Source organism: Maribacter sp. 4G9 (assembly GCF_002742265.1).
GTDB lineage: Bacteria > Bacteroidota > Bacteroidia > Flavobacteriales > Flavobacteriaceae > Maribacter.
On sequence record NZ_MDGL01000043.1, the window covers coordinates 82,258 to 108,570 of the forward strand.

The 26,313-nt window shown below is 40.8% G+C and carries 23 protein-coding genes; 12 read left to right on the top strand and 11 right to left on the bottom strand.

All coding sequences use genetic code 11. The annotated features are described in order from the left end of the window. The first annotated feature begins 172 nt into the window (after nucleotides 1-172). A complete protein-coding gene (locus BFP75_RS06580) occupies nucleotides 173-2,725 on the top strand; it encodes an ATP-dependent Clp protease ATP-binding subunit (protein WP_099544446.1) in 2,553 nt (850 codons plus the stop codon). A 208-nt stretch (nucleotides 2,726-2,933) separates the two neighbouring features. Beyond that, the gene (locus BFP75_RS06585; RefSeq protein WP_099544447.1) at nucleotides 2,934-3,335 is read left to right on the top strand and encodes an STAS/SEC14 domain-containing protein; all 402 of its coding nucleotides are present in this window, start codon (nucleotides 2,934-2,936) and stop codon (nucleotides 3,333-3,335) included. A gap of 5 nt (nucleotides 3,336-3,340) precedes the next feature. On the opposite strand, the gene BFP75_RS06590 is transcribed toward BFP75_RS06585, so the two are convergent. After that, nucleotides 3,341-4,888, bottom strand: coding sequence for an NAD(P)H-hydrate dehydratase (locus BFP75_RS06590; protein WP_099544472.1), 1,548 nt, complete (start codon nucleotides 4,886-4,888; stop codon nucleotides 3,341-3,343). Between the two features lie 268 nt (nucleotides 4,889-5,156). On the opposite strand from BFP75_RS06590, the gene thrA reads away from it, so the two are divergent. The 3 genes from thrA to thrC are packed head-to-tail and all read left to right on the top strand — an operon-like array spanning nucleotide 5,157 to nucleotide 9,849. Continuing rightward, nucleotides 5,157-7,598 (top strand): bifunctional aspartate kinase/homoserine dehydrogenase I, encoded by a 2,442-nt coding sequence (gene thrA, locus BFP75_RS06595; protein ID WP_099544448.1) that lies wholly within the window; start codon nucleotides 5,157-5,159, stop codon nucleotides 7,596-7,598. Between the two features lie 2 nt (nucleotides 7,599-7,600). Then, nucleotides 7,601-8,521, top strand: a complete 921-nt coding sequence (locus BFP75_RS06600) for a homoserine kinase (protein WP_099544449.1) — start codon at nucleotides 7,601-7,603, stop codon at nucleotides 8,519-8,521. Nucleotides 8,522-8,553: 32 nt separating this feature from the next. Continuing rightward, entirely contained in the window at nucleotides 8,554-9,849 is a 1,296-nt protein-coding gene (gene thrC, locus BFP75_RS06605; RefSeq protein ID WP_099544450.1) for a threonine synthase, read from the top strand. Here the strand turns inward: thrC and BFP75_RS22610 are convergent. Beyond that, the gene (locus BFP75_RS22610; RefSeq protein ID WP_317044511.1) at nucleotides 9,846-10,574 is read right to left on the bottom strand and encodes a M24B family metallopeptidase; all 729 of its coding nucleotides are present in this window, start codon (nucleotides 10,572-10,574) and stop codon (nucleotides 9,846-9,848) included. The genes thrC and BFP75_RS22610 overlap by 4 nt on opposite strands. Further along, nucleotides 10,513-11,457, bottom strand: coding sequence for an aminopeptidase P N-terminal domain-containing protein (locus tag BFP75_RS22615; protein ID WP_317044512.1), 945 nt, complete (start codon nucleotides 11,455-11,457; stop codon nucleotides 10,513-10,515). The genes BFP75_RS22610 and BFP75_RS22615 overlap by 62 nt, the downstream gene beginning before the upstream one ends. A gap of 126 nt (nucleotides 11,458-11,583) precedes the next feature. Between BFP75_RS22615 and gcvT the strand changes: the two genes are divergently transcribed. The 5 genes from gcvT (at nucleotide 11,584) to BFP75_RS06635 (ending at nucleotide 15,504) form a co-directional block, all read left to right on the top strand. Continuing rightward, entirely contained in the window at nucleotides 11,584-12,669 is a 1,086-nt protein-coding gene (gene gcvT, locus BFP75_RS06615; protein ID WP_099544451.1) for a glycine cleavage system aminomethyltransferase GcvT, read from the top strand. Further along, the gene (locus tag BFP75_RS06620) at nucleotides 12,670-13,584 is read left to right on the top strand and encodes a glutaminase (protein ID WP_099544452.1); all 915 of its coding nucleotides are present in this window, start codon (nucleotides 12,670-12,672) and stop codon (nucleotides 13,582-13,584) included. A 1-nt stretch (nucleotide 13,585) separates the two neighbouring features. Then, on the top strand, nucleotides 13,586-14,407 hold the full coding sequence (locus BFP75_RS06625) for a sugar nucleotide-binding protein (RefSeq protein ID WP_099544453.1): 822 nt from the start codon (nucleotides 13,586-13,588) through the stop codon (nucleotides 14,405-14,407). 6 nt (nucleotides 14,408-14,413) lie between these two features. Then, on the top strand, nucleotides 14,414-14,701 hold the full coding sequence (locus BFP75_RS06630) for a 4a-hydroxytetrahydrobiopterin dehydratase (RefSeq protein WP_099544454.1): 288 nt from the start codon (nucleotides 14,414-14,416) through the stop codon (nucleotides 14,699-14,701). Between the two features lie 80 nt (nucleotides 14,702-14,781). Next, nucleotides 14,782-15,504, top strand: coding sequence for a YebC/PmpR family DNA-binding transcriptional regulator (locus BFP75_RS06635; protein WP_099544455.1), 723 nt, complete (start codon nucleotides 14,782-14,784; stop codon nucleotides 15,502-15,504). Nucleotides 15,505-15,958: 454 nt separating this feature from the next. Here BFP75_RS06635 and BFP75_RS06640 read toward each other — a convergent pair whose 3' ends face one another. The 7 genes from BFP75_RS06640 to BFP75_RS06670 form a co-directional block, all read right to left on the bottom strand. Next, the gene (locus BFP75_RS06640) at nucleotides 15,959-16,669 is read right to left on the bottom strand and encodes a DUF4253 domain-containing protein (protein ID WP_099544456.1); all 711 of its coding nucleotides are present in this window, start codon (nucleotides 16,667-16,669) and stop codon (nucleotides 15,959-15,961) included. An 8-nt stretch (nucleotides 16,670-16,677) separates the two neighbouring features. Continuing rightward, on the bottom strand, nucleotides 16,678-16,950 hold the full coding sequence (locus BFP75_RS06645) for a type II toxin-antitoxin system RelE/ParE family toxin (protein WP_099544457.1): 273 nt from the start codon (nucleotides 16,948-16,950) through the stop codon (nucleotides 16,678-16,680). After that, nucleotides 16,934-17,179, bottom strand: coding sequence for a hypothetical protein (locus tag BFP75_RS06650; RefSeq protein ID WP_099544458.1), 246 nt, complete (start codon nucleotides 17,177-17,179; stop codon nucleotides 16,934-16,936). Before BFP75_RS06650 ends, BFP75_RS06645 begins: the two co-directional genes overlap by 17 nt. A 92-nt stretch (nucleotides 17,180-17,271) precedes the next feature. Then, on the bottom strand, nucleotides 17,272-17,574 hold the full coding sequence (locus BFP75_RS06655; protein WP_099544459.1) for a HigA family addiction module antitoxin: 303 nt from the start codon (nucleotides 17,572-17,574) through the stop codon (nucleotides 17,272-17,274). Nucleotides 17,575-17,584: 10 nt separating this feature from the next. Continuing rightward, nucleotides 17,585-17,866 (bottom strand): type II toxin-antitoxin system RelE/ParE family toxin, encoded by a 282-nt coding sequence (locus BFP75_RS06660; RefSeq protein WP_099544460.1) that lies wholly within the window; start codon nucleotides 17,864-17,866, stop codon nucleotides 17,585-17,587. Between the two features lie 601 nt (nucleotides 17,867-18,467). After that, a complete protein-coding gene (locus tag BFP75_RS06665) occupies nucleotides 18,468-19,202 on the bottom strand; it encodes a LytR/AlgR family response regulator transcription factor (RefSeq protein WP_099544461.1) in 735 nt (244 codons plus the stop codon). A gap of 76 nt (nucleotides 19,203-19,278) precedes the next feature. Further along, on the bottom strand, nucleotides 19,279-21,057 hold the full coding sequence (locus tag BFP75_RS06670) for a histidine kinase (protein WP_099544462.1): 1,779 nt from the start codon (nucleotides 21,055-21,057) through the stop codon (nucleotides 19,279-19,281). 151 nt (nucleotides 21,058-21,208) lie between these two features. On the opposite strand from BFP75_RS06670, the gene BFP75_RS06675 reads away from it, so the two are divergent. After that, nucleotides 21,209-21,772, top strand: coding sequence for a DUF6252 family protein (locus BFP75_RS06675; protein ID WP_099544463.1), 564 nt, complete (start codon nucleotides 21,209-21,211; stop codon nucleotides 21,770-21,772). A 215-nt stretch (nucleotides 21,773-21,987) separates the two neighbouring features. Further along, nucleotides 21,988-23,880 (top strand): hypothetical protein, encoded by a 1,893-nt coding sequence (locus tag BFP75_RS06680; RefSeq protein WP_123803342.1) that lies wholly within the window; start codon nucleotides 21,988-21,990, stop codon nucleotides 23,878-23,880. Nucleotides 23,881-24,333: 453 nt separating this feature from the next. On the opposite strand, the gene BFP75_RS22620 is transcribed toward BFP75_RS06680, so the two are convergent. After that, complete coding sequence (locus BFP75_RS22620) at nucleotides 24,334-26,265, bottom strand: immunoglobulin-like domain-containing protein (protein WP_099544465.1); 1,932 nt, start codon at nucleotides 26,263-26,265, stop codon at nucleotides 24,334-24,336. Between the last annotated feature and the right edge of the window lie 48 nt (nucleotides 26,266-26,313).

Sequence of the window (26,313 nt, forward strand, 5' to 3'; positions counted from 1 at the left end):
ATTCAATATTTTATTAACATAAAACATGGACACGTTCGTTAATAATTAAACGTATAGGTACTTTGATTTGCTGAACTTTTTTCGTCATTTAGAACAACTTTAACGAATATAGGTACGGTATTTGCCCATGATTCATTGATATTTAGTAATTTTATAGTTGATAATTCGATATATGGACGATAATTTTTCACCTAGAGTAAAAGATGTAATTGCATACAGCAAAGAAGAAGCTTTACGTCTTGGTCATGATTTTATAGGTACTGAGCATTTAATGTTGGGCCTTTTGAGGGATGGTAGTGGAAAAGCAATAAGTATCTTGGATGCCTTGGACGTAGATTTAGATCATTTGCGAAGAAAGGTTGAAATACTCAGTCCTTCCAATCCAAATGCGGGAAACGTGCAAAAAGACAAGAAAAACCTTCATTTGACGCGCCAAGCGGAAAGAGCTTTGAAAACCACATTTTTAGAGGCCAAACTTTTCCAAAGTAGTTCCATAAATACGGCACATTTGCTTTTATGTATCCTACGAAACGAAAATGACCCCACTACGAAACTCCTTCACAAGTTGAAAGTGGACTATGACGGGGTCAAGGAACAGTTCAAGTTTATGATAACCAGCGACGACGAAATTGTAGATTCCCCTACTTCCGAATCGTTTCCCAGTGATTCAGATGAATCCAACGAAGGAAAGGAAAGTAATTTTGGAACCAACCCTGGAAACAAAAGTTCCAAAAAATCCAAAACCCCGGTATTGGATAATTTCGGAAGGGACCTTACCCTTATGGCCGAAGAAAACAAGCTAGACCCTGTAGTTGGAAGGGAGAAGGAAATAGAACGTGTTTCACAAATATTGAGCAGAAGGAAAAAGAACAACCCGCTATTAATAGGCGAACCTGGTGTGGGAAAAAGCGCCATAGCAGAAGGCTTGGCCCTTAGAATCATCAACAAAAAGGTTTCGCGAATTCTCTATAACAAGAGGGTGGTCACCTTGGACTTGGCTTCACTTGTTGCCGGGACAAAATATCGGGGCCAGTTCGAAGAGCGTATGAAAGCCGTGATGAACGAGCTTGAAAAGAATGATGATGTTATATTGTTCATAGACGAAATTCATACCATTGTAGGCGCTGGTGGAGCTACCGGTAGCTTGGACGCTTCCAATATGTTCAAACCGGCTCTAGCCAGAGGGGAAATCCAATGTATAGGGGCTACCACTTTGGACGAGTATAGGCAATATATAGAGAAGGATGGTGCCTTGGAAAGAAGGTTCCAAAAGGTGATAGTTGAACCTACAAGTGTGGATGAGACCATAGAAATATTGCACAATATAAAAGGGAAGTATGAGGACCATCACAACGTTAGTTATACGGATGAAGCAATAGAGGCATGCGTAAAATTGACCAATAGGTACATGACGGACAGGTTCCTTCCTGACAAGGCCATTGACGCGTTGGATGAAGCCGGTTCAAGGGTGCACATTGTTAATATGGATGTCCCTAAACAAATTCTTGAATTGGAGAAGCAATTGGAAGATGTACGCGAACTGAAGAATTCAGTTGTTAAAAAACAAAAGTACGAAGAGGCCGCAAAACTGAGGGACGACGAAAAAAGACTTGAAAAGGATTTGGCCATTGCCCAAGAAAAATGGGAGGATGAAAGCAAGCTCCACAAAGAGACGGTAACGGAGGATAACGTTGCAGACGTGGTTTCCATGATGAGCGGAATCCCAGTGAATAGGATTGCCCAAACCGAGAGTAATAAATTGGCGGGGCTTCCAAAACTTATCAAAGCGAACGTTATAGGTCAAGATGAGGCAGTAGCCAAGGTTTCCAAGGCCATACAAAGAAACAGGGCAGGTTTGAAGGACCCCAACAAACCTATAGGTTCCTTTATATTTTTAGGACAGACAGGGGTAGGAAAAACCCAATTGGCCAAGGTTATGGCCAAGGAACTTTTTGATTCGGAAGACGCCTTAATCCGGATTGATATGAGCGAATACATGGAGAAATTCGCCATCTCCAGATTGGTGGGGGCACCTCCAGGATATGTTGGGTATGAGGAAGGTGGCCAATTGACCGAAAAAGTGAGGAGAAAACCTTATTCCGTTATTTTATTGGACGAGGTTGAAAAAGCGCACCCAGATGTATTCAATATGTTACTACAGGTATTGGATGATGGGTATCTAACGGATAGTCTGGGAAGAAAAATAGACTTTAGGAATACCATTATCATTATGACCTCCAATATTGGAGCCCGTCAATTAAAGGATTTTGGGCAAGGTGTAGGTTTTGGCACCGCCGCTAAAAAGGAACAGGCGGACACACATCAAAAAGGGGTCATTGAAAATGCTTTGAAAAAGGCGTTTGCTCCAGAATTCCTAAACAGAATTGACGATGTTATCGTATTTAATCCTTTGGAAAGGGAACATATCCATCAAATTATAGATATTGAACTTTCCAAATTGTATAAAAGGATCAAGGGAATTGGATATGAATTAAAACTTTCCGAAGCTGCAAAGGACTATATAGCGGAAAAAGGTTTTGATAAACAATACGGTGCCAGGCCCCTAAAAAGAGCTATTCAGAAATACATAGAGGATGTTTTGGCAGGGGAGATCGTCAACTCCAAATTGGCTGAAGGAGATACTATTTCTATGGATCTGGACGAGAAAAAGGAGGAACTTACCATTAAGATTGACAAACCACAAGAGTCTCCAAAATCTGAATAATTAAATTAGAATATTAAAATTAAAGGAAGGGCATCTTGGTAAGATGCCCTTTTTTTATTTAATGGAATTCATCGGCGCTCGTAAGAATTGAAACACAAAGTGATTGACCCCATCGTATTACGTGAGATATTTACGCTTTTAATCTAATAATTTATACGGTGGAGGATAATCGGTATATTTTCGTTACAGACACTATAATGAATATAAAATGAAGGTAGGATCTGTGAACAAAAAGATCATCGTGCGCGAGTACAACCTGGAGGTTGGAAAAATTCAGGTTTTTGACGATTATATGGTATCCATTTTTGATGAAGGTGCCACGTTAACTTTAGAAAGGGCATATCAAATAATAGGGATTTCTGAAATTCATTTCAGGGATAAAAATTTCGGATTTATAAGTCTTCGAAAAAACTCCTATGCCATAGACCCCACTATATACAGCTATTTAAAGGAGCTGGAAAACCTTAAGGCATTTGCCATCGTTTCTGTCAAGGAAATTGATATGCACAATTTCAAGATAGAAAAACTCTTCTATAAAAAACCGATGAAGTTTTTCATTGAATATGAAAATGCCCTTAAATGGGTGAAAAGAAGAATCAATACCAAGTAACAGCCCTAGTTTTTATTTTTTTCAGAAGTATCTGCACCTTCTGGCTCCGGCGCTCTGAACAAATCCAAAAACGAACTACCGATACTTTTAGTAATATCCGAAGCGATCAAAGCCTGATACCCTGTTTCCTCTATGGCAATGTCCCCAGACCTTCCGTGTAAATAGACCCCAAAAATGGCAGCCTGTAGACTTGGGTATCCCTGTGCCATTAAGCCCGTTATGATACCGGTGAGGGTATCGCCGCTGCCAGCTGTGGCCATCCCGGGATTGCCTGTTGTGTTTATATATCCCCTCCCATCAAATAGGGTTATGGTGTGGGCTCCCTTGATAACAACGACCAGCTTGCGCTCTTTGGAAAAGCGCTTCACCTTTTCCAACTTTTCAAAATCATCCTTCCATTTCCCTACGAGCCGTTCCAATTCTTTTGGGTGTGGCGTTAATATCGATTCTTCTGGTACAAGTTCCAAAAGCTTCTGGTTTTGGGAAAGAATGTTCAGTGCATCCGCATCTATGACAAGAGGCAATTTATTTCGGTTTAAAAAATCCTCAAGCGCCTTTACGGATGTTTCCGTTGTTCCCATACCAATTCCAATGCCTACAACGGTTGGCTCTATATTAAAATCAATAGCTTCTATCGAGGATTTTCCATTGGTTAAAACCATCACCTCAGGCAGCGAAGTCTGCAAAATTTCATAACCACACTCCGGGACATAGGCAGTCACCAACCCACTTCCTACCTTCAATGCCGCGCTACTGGCCAGGGTTACCGCACCAATTTTTCCATAGCTCCCACCAATTATAAGGGAGTGTCCGTAGGTACCCTTGTGCGAATATTTTTCTCTTGGCCGATAAAATTGAAGCACCTCATTTTTAGATATAAGCTCGTAGTCCGTTTTTGCGCTCATCAAAAACTCGGTATCCAGTCCAATATCCAATACCTCCCAATGATCTACAAAAATACCGGTTTGGGGAAGAAAGAAAACAAGTTTGGGCATTTGGAAACTCAGCACATAATTAGCCTGTATGACGGAATCCTTTACCTCCGGAACCCTATCGGTAAAAAGTCCGGATGGAATATCCACGGAAAGTATAAACGCCTTGGACTTGTTCAAATGTCCTATAATGTGGGCTACCCAATCATCGGGAGTTCTGTTCAACCCTATCCCAAAGATGGCATCCACAATGATATCGTTTGGATGGATCTCCGGCAAATCACTATCGGCATCCAAATAAACAGGCCAGATTTTACGTTCCTTCAATCGGTCCAAATTGGTAAGAAAATCCTTGGACCGCTTATCGCTATACTTTACCACATATACTTCAAGGTTATAACCATGCTCGAACAATTGCCTGGCCAAGGCGATACCATCTCCGCCATTATTTCCTATACCACAGAACAGATGAATCTTTACGGGGGCTCCCTGCATCCTTACATGCAACCAATTAAAGATTTGGGTAGCGGCACGCTCCATCAACTCATCACTTGATATTTGTTGCTTTTCAAGGGTTATTTTGTCTGCCTTATAAATTTGTTCTGCGGTAAAAACCTTCATTTCTTTTCTGGATTGAATTAAAAAGTAACGATTCCATAAAAAATTGTGGAAACGTTTGAATAGCAAGTCAAATGTACTACTTTTGACCCTTATCACTTGGAAAATGAAACGTATCAGTAAGGACATACTGTTTGTATCCATTACAACCAAAAAGCATTTTAATACACTTAACGTGTTCTTAACCCCTATGGGGTAAGAAAAAAAGTACTTCCGCCACTGTGTTTTTTTAACACGATTCCCATAAAGTCAATTTACACATTACCCTATCATGAAAGTCTTGAAATTTGGTGGCTCTTCGGTAGCCAACCCAGAAAACATTGCAAAAATAAAAAACATCCTTTTGTCCTATGAAGACCGTATCGTTGTCGTCGTATCCGCTTTTGGAGGGGTAACGGACCAACTGTTGCAGGCAGGGGGATTGGCGGCCAAACAACAAATGGGATACACGGAATTGCTCAATGAAATTGAGACCAGACATTTGGATGCCGTTAAGGCATTGATACCAATAACCGGCCAAAGCAAGGTGCTTAGCAAGGTTAAATCAGAATTGAACATTTTGGAAACCTTATTGGAAGGCGCCTATTTTATTGGTGAGATTACACCAAAGCTTTCCGATAAAATCGTAAGTTTTGGGGAACTGCTTTCTTCCTATATCATTAGCGAATATTTATTGGCCGAGGGATTGGATGCTGTTTACAAGGATAGTAGGGAGTTGATCAAAACATTCAAGCTTGCCGGTAAAAATGTTGTGGACTTTACCATGACCGATACCAATTGTAAGGATTTTTTCGGAGAACATTCGGCTTCCATTACCGCCTGCCCGGGATTCATCGCAACCTCCAAAAACAATGATATCACCACATTGGGCAGAGGCGGTTCCGATTATACCGCGGCTATCTACGCAGCGGCTTTGGAAGCGGATATTTTGGAAATTTGGACCGATGTTAGCGGTATGTACACCGCCAATCCCAAAATGGTAAAGCAGGCCAAGGCAATCACCCATATTTCCTATGAGGAAGCGATGGAACTTTCACACTTTGGGGCAAAGGTCCTTTATCCTCCCACGATTCAGCCTGTTTTGTCCAAAGGAATTTCGATACTCATTAAAAATACCTTTAAGCCAGAAGAGGAAGGCACTTTGATAACCAAATCAAGGAACGAAGGCGGAAAGACCGTGCGGGGCATAAGCCATATTGGCAATATGGCACTTCTTTCCTTGGAAGGACCTGGAATGGTGGGTATTCCCGGAATTTCAAAACGGTTTTTCGAGGTCTTGTCACAGGCCGATATCAGTGTGGTGCTTATCACACAGGCCTCCTCCGAACATTCCATCTGCGTTGGTGTATCTGCGGATGACATAGAAAAAGCAGTAGAAGTAGTGAACGAAGCGTTTGCCTATGAAATTGAAAGGGACAAGATAAAAGAAGTGATTCCCGAGAAAGGACTTGCCATCGTTGCCTTGGTTGGAGATAACATGAAAAGCCATCAAGGGCTCAGCGGAAAAATGTTCAGTACCCTGGGTAAGAACAATGTGAATATTAGGGTGATAGCCCAAGGAGCTTCTGAAAGGAATATTTCCTGTGTTATCAATGAAAAGGACGTAAAAAAGGCCCTCAATGCACTTCATGAAGAATTTTTTGAAGAGAATGTAAAGCAACTCAATCTCTTCGTTATGGGCGTTGGTAATGTAGGCGCCAAGTTCTTGAATCAAATTAAATTACAAGAAAAATATTTAAAGAAGAACCTAAAATTGAACGTACGCGTCATTGGCATTTCCAACTCCAGAACCATGCATTTTGATGAAAAGGGGATACAACTGGATACCTGGCAAGATACGTTATCCCAGGGACAAGAGGCTAATAAACAGCTTTTTATAAATAAAGTTAATGACCTGAATTTCCGTAACAGCATTTTTGTGGACAATACCGCAAGTGCAGAAATAGCGGGCACCTACCCTACCTTCTTAAGTAATAGTATATCTGTGGTTACCTGCAATAAAATAGCCTGCTCATCGGATTATACTAATTATGCCCACCTAAAATCCCTCGCAAGGGAATATGGTGCGCCCTTTTTGTTCGAGACCAATGTGGGAGCGGGCCTACCAATTATTGATACTTTAAAGAACCTGATTGCTTCCGGAGATAAGATTCTAAAGATTCAAGCGGTCCTTTCCGGTAGTTTGAACTTTGTCTTTAATAATTTCAATGACACCAATACATTCCATGATATCGTAAAAAGGGCCCAGGAAGAAGGTTATACGGAACCCGACCCAAAAATAGACCTTAGTGGGATTGATGTGATGCGTAAAATTCTCATATTGGCTCGCGAAAGCGGTTATGTTTTGGACATAGCCGATATACAGAACAATTCCTTTCTGCCCAAAGAAAGTTTGGACACCACGAACAACGATGATTTCTTTAAAACCTTGGTGAAATATGAGTCCGATTTTCAGAAAATTTATGCCGCTGCAAAAGCGAAAAATTGTAAGCTCAAATATGTTGCCCAATTTGAAAATGGCGAAGCCAGTGTAGGTCTACAGGAAATTCCCAAAGGCCACGACTTTTATAATTTGGAGGGCAGTGACAATATTGTCCTCTTCTATACAGAAAGATATAAAAACCTGCCCTTGATCATTAAGGGAGCCGGTGCAGGTTCGGATGTCACGGCTTCCGGCATTTTTGCGGATATCATAAGAATCGGTAATTTTTAAACATGGAAGAAGTAAGGGTATTCTGTCCGGCGACCATTGCCAATATCTCGTGCGGTTTCGATGTCCTTGGTGTGGCATTAGACTCGGTAGGGGACGAAATGGTCGTACGAAAGACCGAAAAGAAAGGTGTTTTCATAACAAAAATAGAAGGACAGGACCTTCCCCTTGAAACTGAACGGAATGTCGCCGGGGTAGCCGGACTTGCCTTATTGAATAGAACCAACTATACCGGTGGATTTGAGATAGAAATCTATAAAAAAATCAAACCTGGTAGTGGTATTGGTAGTAGTGCGGCGAGTTCTTCAGGGGCGGTTTGGGCCATGAACCATTTATTGGGAAGCCCTTTTTCAAAAACCGAGCTGGTTACCTTTGCCATGGAGGGGGAAAGATTGGCCAGTGACGTGGCCCATGCGGACAATGTGGCCCCTGCCCTATTTGGCGATTTTGCCCTCGTGCGAAGCTACACCCCTTTGGACATTGTTCCCATAAAGGCACCAGAGGAATTATTTGCAACGGTGATTCATCCACAGATCGAAATAAAAACATCGGACTCGCGAAAAATTCTTAAGACGACCCTCACCATGCAAACCGCTATTAAACAATGGGGAAATGTAGGTGGATTGATTGCCGGGCTTTTACAAAATGACTATGATTTAATCGGTCGTTCCCTGGAAGATTATATTGTAGAACCTATTAGGTCCATTCTAATTCCCGGTTTTGACAAGGTCAAAAAAGCTTCCTTGGATGCAGGGGCGCTTGGCGCGGGCATTTCGGGGTCGGGACCATCCATATTCGCTTTGAGCAGGGGAAAGAATAATGCAGAGAAGGTAGCCCTGGCCATGAAAGCGGTATATGAGACCATAGGTGTGGAACATGATATACACGTATCCAAAATAAATCATGAAGGAGTAAGGCTCGTTTAATATAGGCCTAATCGCAATTAAAAAATAACACATTGAAATTTTATAGTCTACATAAAAAAGCCCCGGATGTTTCCTTTAAGGAGGCCGTAATCAATGGTATAGCTCCGGACAAAGGACTTTACTTTCCCAAAAATATTGAACCCTTGCCCACAAGCTTCTTTGAAACTATCGAGGACTTGTCCAATCAGGAGATCGCATTTAATGCCATTCATCAATTCGTGCATGAAGAAATCCCCAACGATGTATTACGCGACATCCTAAAAAACACCTTGGATTTTGAGTTTCCTGTTATCGAAATTGAAAAGAACGTAGCAACCTTGGAACTTTTTCACGGTCCTACCATGGCGTTTAAGGATGTTGGTGCCCGGTTCATGGCCCAATGCTTGGGTTATTTTTCCCAAGACAACAAGACAGAAGTCACAGTTTTGGTGGCAACCTCGGGCGATACAGGAGGCGCTGTGGCCAATGGATTTTTAGGGGTGGATGGTGTAAAGGTTGTAATCCTCTATCCAAGCGGAAAAGTAAGCGACATCCAAGAAAGACAATTGACCACGTTGGGACAGAACATCACGGCACTGGAAGTGGATGGTACGTTCGATGATTGCCAGGCCATGGTAAAAACCGCTTTTTTGGACGACATCCTTTTAAAAAACATGAAACTGACCTCCGCCAACTCCATCAATGTGGCCCGTTGGTTACCACAATTGTTTTACTTTCTATTTGCTTACAAACAAGCAAAAAGCAAGGGTATGGATATTGTCTTTTCTGTACCGTCCGGGAATTTTGGGAATATCTGTGCAGGAATGGTCGCCCAAAAACTGGGCATGCCCGTGAAGCACTTTATTGCGGCGACCAATGTAAACGATACCGTTCCACAGTTCATGAAAACGCAAAACTATAATCCCAAACCTTCCACGGCGACCATCTCAAATGCCATGGATGTGGGCGACCCTAGCAATTTTGTGAGGATACGACATTTGTTCCAGGATGATTTTGAAACCTTAAAATCCAATCTTTCCTCTTATTCCTTTACCGATGCAGAAACTAAAAAAGCACTTCTGGATATCTATGACTCAAGTAGATATTGTGCGGATCCACATGGTGCCGTGGGTTATTTGGGCTTGAAAAAATATCAGCAAAGCCATCCCAATACATATGGCATATTTTTGGAAACTGCACATCCTGTGAAGTTTTTGGATGTGGTGGAAGAGACCATAGGTAAAAAACTTCCCTTACCACCTCAAATTCAAAAGGTAATGGATAAGGATAAAAAATCCATCAAAATAAAAAACTATTCGGATTTAAGCTCCTTCTTATTGAATCGCTAGTCTAGCTTAGGCAATTGGAAATCGTCCAATGGACTAGGTTGTTTCATCATGGCCTCGATGGCCTGGGTCGTTCTTGGAGCCATGGCAGAAAGATTTACCGGCCCTTCCTCAGTAATTAGGATGTCGTCCTCAATGCGAACGGCTATACCCCACCATTTCTTATCACAATCACTTCCTTCTGGAATATAAATACCAGGTTCAACGGTAATGACCGTATTGGGTTGAAAGGGACGATAGGTTCCTTGGTCATGGACATCCAAGCCTAAGTAATGTGAAGTGCCATGGGGAAAATAGGTCCTTGCTTCACTGGCTTCCTTTATAATACCCAAGGTGATCAAGCCCTCTTCCACAACCTTTAAAGCGGCCTTTCCCGGAGCCTGAAATTCGGCACCCACCACACTGGCCTTTATCCCCGCCTCCTGGGCCTCATACACAATATCGTAAATAGCCTTTTGCTCTGGGGAAAATTTTCCATTGGCAGGTATGGTTCGGGTTACGTCTGCCGTATACCCATGGTATTCCGCACCAAGATCCATCAACACCAAATCGTTGCCCACCTCCATTTTATTGTTTTCTATATAATGAAGGATACACCCATTGTTTCCACCACCAACTATGGAAGGGTAGCCCTCGTACTCCGCCCCGTATTTCTTGTACACATATTCATGGACACCTTGGATTTCGGTTTCGGACATATTTGGGTGCATCGCTTTCATCACTTCCATTTGCCCTACTGCAGAAATCTCTACGGCCCTTTTTTAACAACTTTAGTTCTTCTGGGGTCTTTGTTTCACGGAGGGTAGCCATAATTTCCGAAATCATCCTTGAATCTAAATTATTTGAGGCCAAAACTAAATTGACCCTTTCCTTTACTTCCAGCCTTTTGGATTCATCGGTGGCATTCACGAAGACCGTCAGGAATTCATCATCATTAAGGTTTTCATAAAACGACAAATACCTTTCTACGGTCTTTACCAAATTCTCCGTGTTATCGGGCGTAGCCGATTGGATCATGGCATAAAGGTTTTGTTTTATCGGATCATAATCGGATGGATAGTTGGCCTTTATTTTAAAGGCCTTAATAAGGTCGAACAAATCGGCGTCTCCCCTTTTGTCCCTGTAATCGTTTTCAAAATCAAAAAAGGAAACGGTATCGAAGGATTTAAAATCAATAGGGACATCGGCGAAATCACTACCATTGAAAACCTTATCAAACCCGAGTTGTTTTCTTACCCCCTCAACACCTAATCGCTTCCCGGTCCATTGCTCCTCCCGGGCGTTTCGCTCCTGTACATAAATCATTTCATTATATTCTTGACCATCGACTTCCTTTTGCATATCGGAGAAAATGAGCAGCACGGCATTGGGTTCCTTGTAACCCGTAAGGTAATAGAAATTAGGGTCTTGGTGATAGATATAATCCACGTCGTTGGCCCTGTTGCGCTCCGCGTTCGCAAAAAAGACAAGAACACTGTTGGGTGACATTAATTCACGAACTTTCTCCCTTCTTTCTTTGTGAAATTCCGCCGACAAGTAGTCTTCTGGAAGGTTTTGGGAAAACCCCAATACAACAGAAAACAAGGCAACCCAAAACACATATATTTTCATAAACATTCAATAAAGTTGAAAAATAAGTAGGGTACAAGTTACTATAAAATTTGGGTAAAACATACGATGACCTTGCAACGCTATCCTATTTAATTCTATTAAATTTGCAATGCACAAAACCTTAAGATGAAAAATACAGCTTTAACACAGACACATGAGAAATTAGGAGCCAAGATGGTCCCCTTTGCCGGTTACAATATGCCCGTTTCTTACGAAGGTGTCAACGTAGAACATGAAACGGTAAGAAATGGTGTTGGCGTCTTTGATGTTTCGCACATGGGCGAATTTTTGATCAGTGGGCCCAATGCCTTGGACCTTATCCAAAAAGTGACCTCCAATGATGCTTCCAAATTGACCATTGGCAGGGCACAGTATAGCTGTTTACCCAATGAGACCGGTGGCATTGTGGATGATCTTATCGTGTACAAGATAAAAGAGGAACAATACCTATTAGTGGTCAATGCCTCGAACATTGAAAAGGACTGGGAGCATATTTCAAAATACAATGCCGATTTCAAAGCCGACATGCGTAACCTTTCAGAAGATTATTCGCTATTGGCCATTCAAGGTCCAAAAGCTGTTGAAGCGATGCAATCATTGACCTCAATAGATTTATCGGCCATAAAATTCTACCATTTTGAAGTGGCGGATTTTGCGGGCATCGAATATGTCATCATCTCGGCAACCGGATATACAGGTTCTGGCGGATTTGAGATTTATTGTAAAAATAGTGAGGTGCAACAAGTCTGGGACAAGGTTTTTGAGGCCGGGACCGATTTTGGTATCAAACCCATTGGTTTGGCTGCCCGAGACACGTTACGACTGGAGATGGGCTATTGCCTTTATGGTAACGATATTAACGATGAAACCTCACCTATTGAGGCAGGCTTGGGATGGATTACGAAGTTCACGAAGGATTTTGTCAACAGTGAAGCATTGGAGAAGGAAAAGAATAAGGGTCCGGAAAGGAGATTGATCGGTTTTGAATTGGACGAACGGGGAATACCTAGGCATGATTATGATATCGTGGATGGTCAGGGCAAAAAGATAGGTGTAGTTACCTCAGGAACCATGTCACCATCCCTTGGAAAGGGAATTGGCCTGGGTTATGTACCTGCTGTTTTTTCAGAAACGGGCAGTAAAATACATATCCAGATCAGAAAAAATTCGGTTCCGGCCACCGTTGTGAAACTACCTTTTTACAAGGGTTAAATGCCAGATTTTAAAAAAATACTAAATACATTATACGAGGAGACAAAGCAGTTGTCCGATACCGGAAAGGTAGCTACCTATATTCCCGAATTGGCCTCCATCAGTCCGAATAAATTTGGGATTTGTTTACTGGATATAGAAAAAGAATCCTATCAGGTAGGGAATTTTGATGAATGTTTTTCGGTTCAAAGTATTTCCAAGGTACTCACATTGGCCATGGCCATGGGTATTGTTGGGGAAAAGGTATGGGACCGAGTGGACGTAGAACCATCGGGAGATCCATTCAACCATCTTTCCCTTCTGGAGCAAGAAAATGGCATCCCAAGAAACCCTTTGATCAATGCCGGAGCAATTGTCATAGCGGACATTTTGGTGAGTGAACTCAAGGACCCCAAAAAGGAATTTTTGGATTTTGTACATAAAATTAGTGGTGACAGCACTATTAGATATGATGAAAAAGTGGCCCAATCAGAAAAGGCTACCGGGTTTAAGAATTATGCTGCGGCCAATTTACTAAAGTCCTATGGCAATCTTAAAAATGATGTTATTGAGGTATTGGATTTCTACTTTTACCAATGTTCCCTATCCATGTCCTGTGCCCAGCTTTGTCATACGTTTTACCTATTCATCAATAGAGGTAGGTGTATGCAAAACCTTGAATTTTTGACCGTTAGCCAAGTAAAACGAATCAACGCTTTAATGCTTACCTGTGGCTTTTACGATGAGGCGGGTGAATTTGCCTTTGAAGTGGGGCTTCCGGGAAAAAGTGGTGTAGGTGGAGGTATCGTGGCGTTGTTGCCAAAAAGATTCTGCGTGACCGTCTGGTCGCCAGGCCTCAATCTAAAAGGAAACTCCTCTAGGGGCATGGCCGCATTGGAGCGACTGACCACATTATCCGATTTATCAATTTTCTAGTTTGGAGAAAAAGAAGGTCTTAATATTAGGGGGAAGCGGGTTCCTTGGCAATGCAATTTATAAGGAATTGTGCAACTATTTTGATACCTATGGAACCTATTTCAATGCAAGGAGCTCATTTGAAAACAACCAACAATTTTTTAGGTTCAATCACGAGGAGGATGATATTTATGATATTCTTGAAAACGTAAAGCCACAGATAATCATCTCTGCATTAAGAGGTAATTTTGCGGCCCAAATCGTCACGCACCAGCACCTAGTGGAATATATAGGCCAGCGAAATTGCAAACTTTATTTTCTTTCTTCGGCGAATGTTTTTGATGCCTATAGTAAGTATCCATCCTACGAAAATGATAAAACGCTTTCTGAAAGCATTTATGGCAGGTTAAAAATCAAGATAGAAAACATGCTGATGCGCTTGCCAAAAGATAAAACTGGCATTCTGAGGATTCCCATGGTATTTGGCAATCAATCGCCTAGGGTACGGGAGATGAAAAATCTTATTTTGAACAACGAACCGATAGAGGTTTTCCCCAATTTGATATTAAATGTGACCAATGATGACAAGCTAACGCAGCAAATTCATTATCTTATCAATAGAAATAAAACAGGAATTTTTCACCTTGGGAGTACGGACTTGGTGCATCATGAAGATTTTGTAAAGGAGGTCTTGGAACGTGTGGGTAAATTCAACCCTATTATTAAAAGGGTGTACACCACCAACGAGGACAGGTATTTGGCAGTGCTTCCAAAATCCAACCTACTTCCCAAGAATTTGAGATTCACATACCAGGAAATTATTGACCATCATATTATAAAATAATAACACATGGAAAAATTTACGGACAAACAGATTTATGATTATCTCAGCCAACTGGACGGCTGGGAATACGTGGACGGGGCCATTGAGACAACTTTTGAGTTCAAGGATTTTAAGGAGGCTTTTTCTGTCATGACACGAATAGCTTTTGAATGTGAGGCGCAAGGCCATCACCCTGATTGGAGCAATGTATATAAAACAGTTAATATTCGTCTAAGCACACACGATGCCAATGGCGTAACGGAAAAAGACTTTGTATTGGCAAGAAGCATCGAGGACATAATTGAAAGTGATTAACGACCTATCTTTAAAGATTGGTTTTAGGTTTTAACCTTTGGGATTTTTGTTAAATTTGCCAGCATCAATAAAAATAGAATATGGGAAGAGCTTTTGAATTTAGGAAAGCACGTAAAATGAAGCGATGGTCGGCAATGTCCAAAGCCTTTACACGAATAGGTAAGGATATTGTAATGGCAGTAAAAGAGGGAGGACCAGATCCGGACTCCAACTCTAGACTAAGGGCCGTGATTCAAAATGCCAAAGCGGTAAACATGCCCAAGGACAATGTGGAGCGCGCCATCAAAAGAGCAAGTGATAAAAGTCTTGGAGATTATAAAGAGGTATTGTTTGAAGGCTATGCACCCCATGGAATTGCTATTCTTATTGAAACCGCAACGGACAATAATACCCGAACCGTTGCCAACATTAGAAGTTATTTCAACAAATGCAACGGTAGTTTGGGAACCTCCGGTTCCGTGGAATTTATGTTTGACCATACCTGTAATTTTAGGATTCCGGCAGACGGCATTGACCCAGAGGAACTGGAATTGGAAATGATAGATTTTGGTGCCGAAGAAGTCTTTGTGGACGACGATGGTATTTTAATCTATGCCCCTTTTGAAAGTTTTGGTGCCATTCAAAAAGAGCTTGAAAACAGGGGAATAGAAATTCTGTCATCTGGTTTCGAGCGCATACCCCAAGTCACCAAGCCCTTGAGTGAGGAAGAGGCCGCCGATGTGGAGAAATTACTCGAGAAAATCGAGGAGGATGATGATGTACAGAACGCCTTTCACAATATGAGTAATGATTTAAATAGTTGATTTTCAATTAGTTAAAATCTATTTGAAAAATCTGGTCTGTACATCATACATTCCATATTTTATGATGTTGCCCAAGGCTTAACAAAATTGTACAACCATCTTTAAATCAATGATTTAAATTACGTGAAGAATGAATTAGGACTCTTTGTCCAAAGTTCACGGTTATTCAAAATCAACTAACTTAAAAGCAATTTATTCAGCATAAAATACACCAAGAATCGAACTAATTTCGAACAAATTAAATTACATATAGCTCCATCCTGCAATATAAAAACCCAATAACCAACAGAGAATCAAACGACTATTTTGGAATGAGGTGGCCGTTCTGCACACCAAACATTTCATAAATAAAAACGCTTAAAATGTTTCAATTGCTTCTTTTGTAACTCAATTACTAAGTGGCTACAGTTACACCTTGGAGAAAGATAGGATCCTTTATTTGAACTTTAATACTCTAATCCCACCATAGCCAAAAATACCTGTTGTTCTGATAATCGGTAATCATCTCTTCCATAGAACTATATCCTTGGTCAATTACATCTGGACAGAAATCATATACGTCCTTTGCAAATGAGTTGATATCGGCAGGTAGATTTCCCATATAAGCATGTACTCTGGCCGCGTCAACGACTACAATTTCAAACCCTATTTCATTATTCCAATCTTCAAGCTTATTAATGATTTCGTCATTGTAGACATCATAGTTTATTCCATCTGTTCCGATTAGCTTAACAAGTTCGAATTGATTTTTACACTCCAAAATAACCACATCGTAGTAAGTATTGTAGGAATCGTCAAAATCCATTTTTGTTAAGAAAAGATAGTTCCCTTCGGACACAACTTGCTCGCGGTAGGTTCGAAAAATATCATGAGCAGTACTCTCATCAATAAAACCAAAAAACACCCCTTTATCTATGATATAATTTTCTTCATTACCTTCCCTGCCATATTTCCAAATCTCCCATTTTAAGGGTTGTGGTTTCTTTTTTGTTTTAGACTGAATTTCAACTAGCAGTTGTGAGGAAATATTCAAACCATTTTTATCCGCTTCAGATAGATTGGAAACTATCTTGACCTTTTTGTCAGCAGACGATTTTTGTTGGGAAAAGCCATTACAGGAGGTAAGTGAAATAGACAGAAAAAATAGAATTATTATGTTGTTCATTTTATCGTTTATTTGAACTTTTGTTTGTGATGTAATACCCTTAAGATATAAACCACTTCTTTTTGTATGATGAAATGAATGGAAAACCTAAAGGCATTGAAGTGAGCTCTTCTAACATTCCTGTAATAAATTTGAAAAAGAAATGGATTGGCTTTTAAATAGGCAATTTGATTTTTAAAATCAGTATCGAAAGTATCTTCGAGACCAGATACTCTATAATGACACTTGGCAGTCAATATATCCTTTTCCGCATCTTTTGAAACATTAATTTGATATGCCATTCCTGTTCATTACTTCTTCAATAGAGGAAAATTCAATTTCATTGTTATCAAACTTGTTCAATAAATCGTCCATCATATCAGTGTACTCTTTTGATGGAACCTCAAGTTTCTTGGCCTGCTCAATGGCTAAAAACTCCAAGTAGTTTTTAAGGCTTCGATTTTGTCTTTTAGCTTCAACTTCTAATGCCGAAATGACTTTTTCGTCTAAATGCAGTTCTTTTCGTATCATACAATTAATATTTATACGTACAATATACGTATAAATATCGAATTTAACACAATGTCATCCTTTTTTTGAACTTTGGCTTAGATCAGTTCTTGTTAGGCGACGTTTTTATTCTCGTAATGCTTGATTTGGTTCAGTTCCGAATCCTTTGTTTCTTTCTCTTCTTCGATATCATAATCATCTTGAAGTCCAAGCCAGAATTTTGCCGAATTCCCAAAATATTTGCTCAATCGCAAAGCTGTGTCCGCTGTTATTCTACGATTACCTTTTACGATTTCCGAAATCCGGGTTTGCGGTATTCTCAAATCTTTTGAAAGTCGATAAGCTGTAATTTCAAGAGGTTCAAGAAACTCGTAAAACAAAATTTCACCAGGATGTACATTTGCTAACTTTTCCATTTCTTACTTTTTAGTGATAATCAATTATTTCCACTTCGCTTGCGTTTCCTTTGTCCCATAAGAACATGATCCGCCATTGTTTGTTGATTCGAATACTATAGAACTCGCTTAATTTTCCACCAAGTTTTTCAAGTCGGTTTGACGGTGGGATCCTTAAATCTGAAATGTCTTGCGAGTTATTCAGCATTCTGAGTTTCCGGCGTCCTACGTTCTGAACTTCAATGGGCATTTTTTTTACTCGGATTCCGTTCCAAATCTGTTCGGTTGCTTTTGAACCAAAGGATAATATCATACCTTTTCACGTTACTAACGCCAAAGATAGGTATTTTATTTTAAGTGAAGAATGGTTTTCCAAAATTGCTCTTTGGCCTTATGCCAAAAATAGGACAAAATGTTCCTTTCAACTAAATTCAACAGTTCGACACAGCATAGCCCTTATTGGAAAAATAGAATGAAATGTTCATTAGGCAAGTTTAGTCTCTTGTTAGCCATCGTTTAAATGTACTTTGAGTGTCCCATAAAAGGTTAATTAACGAGAATACTAAAAAGGACCAGGAATGGGACCCTATCGAAAAAGAATTTGTGATTGTAGAAAAGTGTACCGAAAAACGGCCGTTATTTGGCACCACTTGAGATTTAAGATTCGGGAAACTAGAAATTAGAGTTATTAACCAAAACCGGCTATGTGGCCTTTGTATTTAAGCCCACTCTACTAATTTTATGGATTGATTACCGAAGATTTTGAGCACTATAGTATGAAGGTCATTCGTACGTCAAAAATGCCCCTACAGCCAGACACGCGTAGACCAAACGAACCAGAATATTAGAATTATTTTGAGTCGAAATCTGCTAAGCTAAAGGAATTAAAGTAGTTAGAAATATTGAGAGTTGTTTTAATTGAACCGTCCCAAAAACCGATTCTTTCGCCTAACCGCTAACGGAACCTGGTTACCATTGGTCATTATAACGTAAGCCTGCTTTCCCTTATAAAATGTCTTAATCATTTCCATATTGATAAGATGGGATTTATGGCACTTGAAGAACTGTTTTCCATCTAAAAGATTTTCATAAAATTTTATGGGTCTATTAGCTATTTGCTTTTTATCCTTGGTATGGATGTAGGTATAATTACCATTCGCTTCTAAGTGTACAATATCCGCCACCAAAACGGTTTCAAAACCTTCAACGGTTGGGATGGTTAAAAGCTTTGGCTGTTCGTGTTCTATATTTTCAAATAATTGTTGCACGTGGCCATCGTGTCCTTTAGATTGTATCTCTTCCTTAAGGCGTACGATAGTTTCATTGAATTCATCAAAATCGATGGGTTTCATCAAATAATCAAAAGCACTGAACTTAAAAGCCTTAATCGCATAGTTGTCAAAAGCGGTGGTGAAAATTGTTTTAAAGTTGGTATGCTCTACTTGACGTAGAAAGTCAAAACCAGTTTTATCCTTGATTTCAATATCCAAAAAGACTAAATCCAATGAGTTGTTATCTGCGACCTTGAGCGCATCATCCACACTTTTACAGGTTGCAACAATATTAAAGATTCCAGGTTTCCTATCTATTAGATGTAACAAGCGGTTGATGCAATGGGATTCATCATCTACAATTAGCGTGTTTATCATGGCAACTTTTCTTGAAGTAGGTTAAATTAAGGACTTCAAGATAACAAAATTCAATAATCCATAAACTAAATCTCGATTAGGTCAATGCTAAGGGTAGTGATACGATTACCATGGTGCCCATTTCCTTATCAATGATTTTGACAGACCCATTGGCATCCTTGGTTTTATTTAGAACCTCAATTCTATTCTGGGTGATGGACACACCCATTGAACTTTTCTTCAAATGTCCATTCTTATTTTTGCTCTTAGCCCGACCTATACCATTATCTTCTACGGTACAAATCAATTTTTGCTGTACAGATTGGAAGTTAATTTGAATCTTACCACCATTTTCCGATTTCGAGAGTCCGTGAATGATACTGTTTTCTACAAAGGGCTGAAGCAACATTGGGGGCAGCAGAACTTCATCAGTGTCCAAATCGTCGGCAACTTGGATTTCGAAATCAAAGGTCTTATCAAACCGTTTCTGCTCGATGGCCAGGTAGGCGTTAAGCAATTGAATATCCTCTTCCAAAGTGATGAGCTTTTTATCAGAATTTTCCAGGGTCAATCGCATCAGCCGGGCAAATTTACTGAGATAGTCACTCGCGGATTGTGTATCATTGTTCAAGATATAATCGCCGATGGAATTAAGGCTGTTAAAGATAAAATGTGGATTCATCTGAGCACGAAGTGCCTTTAGTTCAACTTCGGCCACGGTGGCATTGAACTCAGCTTCCTTTATGGCCGTGTCCGCCTTTTGTTTTCGTCTATAGAATACAAATGCGAGTAGAGATGCCAACACAATACCGCTACTACTTGCTAGTAATATATTTTTGATGGTGCGCTGGCGTTTTGCCTCTGCTAAAGCAAGTGCTTCTTTTTTATCAGCTTCGTACTGAATTTCCTTACGTGATATTTCTACTTTTCGGTCGGCATTCACCAAGCTGTCATTCAGGATATTCGCAGCCTTGTAATTTTCCAAAGCCTTTTGATAGTCGCCTTTTTTTTCCTGGATGGTCGCCAAGGTTTGAAGCGACTTGGTTTCTGTGTATAGATTGTTGAGAGATTTGATTGCGTTAAGACTTTCAGTGGCATAGTGTTCAGCTTTGTCCAAATCATTGCTGTGCATATAGACTTCTGCAGCATTGACGTAAGCTGGTACCCTAATCATTTCGAGACCCAAAGAATCAATCATTTTTAGGCTGAAAGCTGTATTGGCCAATCCTTCGGATACTTGTCCCGCTTGTGATTGTACCAATCCAAGATTGCTTTTAACATTGGCAATTTGCAGCATATCATTAGTACGTTCTGCTTCCTTAATTGACGCCTTGAAATAATATACCGCAGAGTCCGTTTGCTGTTGAAGCCCATAAATATTACCAATATTGGAGAGCATATTGCTCTTTCGTTGCGGATACTGTAGTAACTTTCTAAAGATAGGCATGGCTTTATCATAATCTTCCTGCTCGTAATGTATTAAACCCATATTAGTCAACATTGAGAATTGATAGCGTTTCAATGAAGGATTTTTTTCGGATATACTGTATGCCGTTTGATAGTAATCCAAAGCTGTTAAAGGGTCTGAACGAAAATAATGATATATAACTCCGATATTATTGTTGGCCAATAGTACGCCTTTTGTATAATTCAATTCTTCGGCCAACGAGAGTGTTTTTTTATTGTAAGCAAGCCAGGTGGTATCAGCTGGGGTCATCAACATTTTCTTGGCCACATAGCTCTGCCTGAGGTTGACCAGCGTGGTATCGTTTGTCTCATATTTTATAATGAGCTCTTGGATGGAATCCGCTTCTTTATTTTGTGAATGACCTAAATGACAAAGCCATAATAAGAAAAGGGTAATATGTATTCTCATTAAAGTTTGGTTTGGCTTAACAAAATACTCATTAAAAACGGTAATACAATTAAAACCTGACGATAAGCTAATTAAGACCTACGATAATACATTTTCTGTAGCTTTTTCAAAGTGGTATTTGCATCTTTAAGTTTTAAAAAAACAAATTCTTATGAAGCAAATTATTCCTATCCTCTTCTCGATTCTACTAATAGCCTGCAGTAGTGAGGATGATTCAAATTTTATGGATGATGATGGCCAAGTATTGAGCGATTCGTTTATCACGGCAAGGATTAATGGAAACGATTTTGAGGCGATACCTGTTGACAGAGGCGTGTCTACCATTTCGGCCCAACTTGTTCAAAGTGAAGTTTTTTTTACTTTTACCATTGCCGGTATTGACCTAAGTGCAGACATCACCCAAGGTGAAGCCATTGCTCTTTCCATGGCAGGATCAAGTTTTGACCTTGTCACGGAAGGCGTTCAGATTAACAATCCGATAACTAACCCATTGGCGCTACAATTCGCAGGAGGATATTCATCCAATGGAACTGAAGGCGAAAATTTTGATTTTGATACGGATGGTAGTAGTGGATTTTTGAGAATTACCGCAATCAATAAAGATGCCCAAACCATATCCGGTGAGTTTGAGTATAACGTGGAAAATTCAGATACTGGCGAAGTGCTACAAATCACTGATGGTGTATTTAACAATATCAGTTATGCTAATGATTAGGAAGTAAACTTCATAAAATGATTATATCTTTATGGTAATCAATTAAAACCACTATTTAACCAATGCTGACCAAAAGAGTTCTATGTTTTATAGTTTTCACCTTGAGTGCCATTACAGTGGTTGCTCAAAATTGTAATGACTTGGTAGAATGGATGAATTTGATTAAACAAGAATATCCCGAGACCACATCTTTGAGATCTATGAATCGCGGAAAGATGCAAAAACTAGCAACCAACTATTTCTCGAAAGCTTATTTTGAACCCTATAGTGGAAAAGCTTACGAACAACTTTCCCAAAAAGCATTGGTCAAGGATTTCAGAAAAATTCAAGCTTGTTTTGCCAAAGGAAATTACAGAAACGACCCACACTTCAATTGGGTGTTCCAGAACATTATTTACAATAACTATCTAGCGTACGGCAATCCAAATTTTATCAAACAAATTGCAACAGTCGATACTAAACGCGACCAACTTAAAAACGAACTAGATACAGCATCAGAAAAAGGGATTTCCAAAAGTGAACTTTTGAAGTTGAAAAAAAGTTTGACCAGTGAGTATGCTATACTTTTAGATAGTGAGCTAAAACAAGCCAATGAAAAAATCGATGCAGCTATTGCCATAAAGGTGGATACTCAACTTGATGAAGTTATATCTTCTATCGACAAATTAAATAATGAAAAAAAGTCTTTGACCAAATTAACGCTACTAAAACAGCAAGGGCAGCAATTGTTACCTGAAGCTTCTCAAGGTAAGCAGGTTGAATTCCAATCCCGACTGGAAATGAAGGCTTCGATACTATTAAAAAATGCTGTCGATTCGGACCTGAGCTCGGTCGACCAGAATTCGGATATTTCCCAAATCAATCAGAAAATCCTTGATTTTAAAAATGATTACAATGCATTTTCAGGTAATAATGAAGTAAAAAAAGGCGAAGAAAAACTTCTTTCTAGAAAAGAACGGCTCATTGAAACCCAATTAAAAACCATTGAGGATAGAATAGCTCAGGCGGATAGTAATAATTTTCAACGTTTGGAAAATGAATATTTAGGTTATTTACCTATACAATCTATCCAGTACCAGAAATTAAACGGGCTACTTGTTTCTAGAAAAAAGGAATTGGTCGAAAAACAGAGACTAGCAAAACAACAGGAAAAATTGACCAAAAGCCAAGATCGTATCACGTATTTGAACACCAACGGAAAGGATGAGGGAACGATGCAGTTTAGGACTTTGGGGTTGAACAATGCCGCTTTCTTCGATTACATCTACCGTGGTCATTTTGAGAATATTGAACTGGATGTCAACAGCAGTCATTTCTTGATGATTCTTAGCGGGTACTTAAACACCTTCGGTAGTCTCTGTCCAGAGCAGCTTCCCGAAGATAAAGTAGAGATTATGACGCAAGAATGCTCGCGCGAAAATGTCACCACAAATGGCTGGGGTGTGGAAGTTGACCGATATTGCATCGCTTGGCGGACAGTTGGTACAGGCATCTATGCTGACCCAAAACTGTACGCTGCAAAAATGCGTTTGGTCGCAAAACAAGACCAGAACGCCCTGCGCACCGTAATTGATATGTATACCAATCCCAATGCGATGGGCAATTCGGTAGATCAGATTCATAAGGCCAAAGCGCTACAGACCGATATGGCCAATTTCTTCACATTGAACGGTTGCGACTCAAAAAGTGTAGAGCAGTTTGCTACGAATTTGTTGGCCTATGCCAATCAAAAACCACCTGCACGTTTAAAAGGGATGAGCGTCTATGAGAAAATCAAGATTCTTGGAGGCCCGGCTGGTGACCAAAACTATTCAAAGCTGCTCAATGACATATTAGGAAATCAGTCCAAAACGTGGGCTATGAATAGGTACGTTCCCAATAGCATAAGTAATGTCCGTGAGTTTAAGTCTTCCGATAAGACCCAAACTGTTTCCTTGACAGCCAATTATAATTTTAGTGGATTATTAGGAAAACAGACTGGTGCTGTGACAGTTAAATTCAAGGATGGTCTGCCAGATTGTATCTATTTTTCCGACTTTCCAGAAAACTGCAAGAAACCAAATGGTGCATTGGTCGCTAAATATGGATTGGGACAGTATGGGAAATAATGCTCTGGAGAAATAGGCTGATTAAAACGGCCCTTTATCCAGACATATCTTGTTTGACAATTTGTTTTTGGATTCTTCAACACTAAGGACGTTTGGCGTCTCGCGTTATCGCTTTTGATATTGGTTTTGCAAAACGAACGTTTTTTGGCACTAATCGCAAAAATTCGGAAAATATATCGAGTATACTTAATCCCACCTTTATTTAGACTTTCCTATATTAACACCAAAATCCAAGAATTATTTATTATATGAATAATCAATAATTTTAGAACTAGTTACGAACAAATTACGAACAAATTAAATTTTAAATATATATATAAATAATTAATAATCAATCTATTAAATATATTTTGATGATACACAGAACGTATATCATACCATGGAAGAGTAATATTATAATATACTTGTATGTAAAAAAAGGAGACCAATTGGTCTCCCTTTTTTACTCTATTTTTACCTTTCTATCAAAATTTTACTTGAATAATCTTCACCTGTATTCTCATCAATTGCTTTTACATAATAAACACCGGCCGGAAGTTCCTGAACATTTATTGGTCTGCCTGTATTATCTATTTCACCACCTTCAATAACCCTGACCAATTTACCGGTCACATCATAAATTTGAATTGTTCCAATGCTGATCGGATTATCAAAACTTATTGAAGTTTCTATTTTAGCGGGGTTTGGGTAAACGGACATGTCGCTGTCCGATTTGACCGAAGTCTTAGCTGCAATTAAATCACTAGTCGGATAGACCGCTACGTTGTCGATATAATAGTTCTCGGGGGCACCGCTCACCTCGGATTCCACTACGATTTGGATGCTGCTCCCCACAAGGTCACCTACCATGAAGGTCTGCGGGTCGATGTCGCCGGAGACCGAGGCGAACTCCACCGGCGTGCCCCCGTCCAAGATGTAGAACGCCCTTAGGTAGTCCGACGCCTCCTTCTTCTGGTCCGAATCGTCGACGTCCAACGATACCGAAACCGTACCCCCGATAGGTATCACCTCGGAGGTCCAGGTCCCCATAGGGGCCGAACCGTTGGTCCAGAACCTTCCGCCCAAGACCTCGAACGTACCTCCGTTTCGCGAAGAGCCCCAGGCAGTGGCACCGTTGTCAACCGTAGTACCGTCGGGAAGGTCCTCGAAATCCTCGAACCATATGGAACCCCCTGAGGGAACCGGACCGTAGGTGGCCATAACCTTCACGTCCGACGATGGCATGGTCACCGTGGTCGGGGTACTGTTGACGGAACCGACAAAGGATATGTCCCCCGTCCAGGCCTCGAACCGTTGCCCCGAAGGCGCGGCGTCCGCCACTATGTTCACGACCTGGCCCGCAACATAAAAACCATCACCGCTTCCATTGTCCACTGTAAGCGAATAGGACGTAGCGTCGCCCACGTTGACAGTGCGAACCACCTCGACCGCCGCATTTCCCGCGGAGTCGCTAACGTTATAGGTTACCGCATAGGCCCCGGGGGTGTTGGTGTCAACACCCGAGGCGTCGACGACGATATCCCCGCTGATGTCCCCGTCAACGTTGTCCAAGGCCGTCGCACCAAATTCCGTATAGGTATCCCCTAACTGAATGTCTATCGAGGACCCTCCGTTCAAGGTTATCACTGGAGACTCCATATCCACGTTCCCACTTACAGGTACATACTGTATGAGCGCCGCCTTCGGGGAGGTGGCACTATCGTCAACCCTTGTAGATGTTCCCCCACGTCCGCGCAAGTGGATGCTGACAAGGTCGTTCAATCCGTCACTGTATACTTGGACCCTGAGCACCTCTGCCTCTATCGGTGACTGGGTTGTGCCGCCCCACTCGTAGATGCCACTATCTATCCAGCCACCTTGGCCCTGCTCCAGCACGGTCCAAGTTCCGTTGCGCAGATATGATATGCGCCACATCGAGCTGGTCTGGGGCTGGTTGGGGTACGTACCGCCGAAGGTAACATAGTTAATGTTCTTAGGAGTCGGCCAAGCCACCTGCCAGGAGAAACCGTTATCCACATTTGGACGGCCAAGGTTCGTATTATATGCTACCCCATACTCGTTGAAGCGCGAAGGTGCATAATAATCGCCAGACACTGGATCATATAGTATAGCATCGGGCGTACCGCGACCCCCAGAAACGCTCCCCGAAACAGTAGAACTTGGCAACAGCGCAAGATTGACATCAGCATCAGGGGAATTGTCAGTAACCGTTGGTGGTACACTAAGCTGATTTATCCACTCCTCCATAAGTGCCACACCTTCCTCGTCCACTTGGCCCTTGGCCAAAGGGGGCATCATAACCCCGGGCGTGGTGCTATTGGTTCTATGGTAGATCTGCGACTTGGACGCATCCCCTGCATAGACTATCCTCTGGTCCGATGGCATCGCCGATACTATTTCCGTGACGTTCGAGGTCAAAAGGCCAGTCTCCGC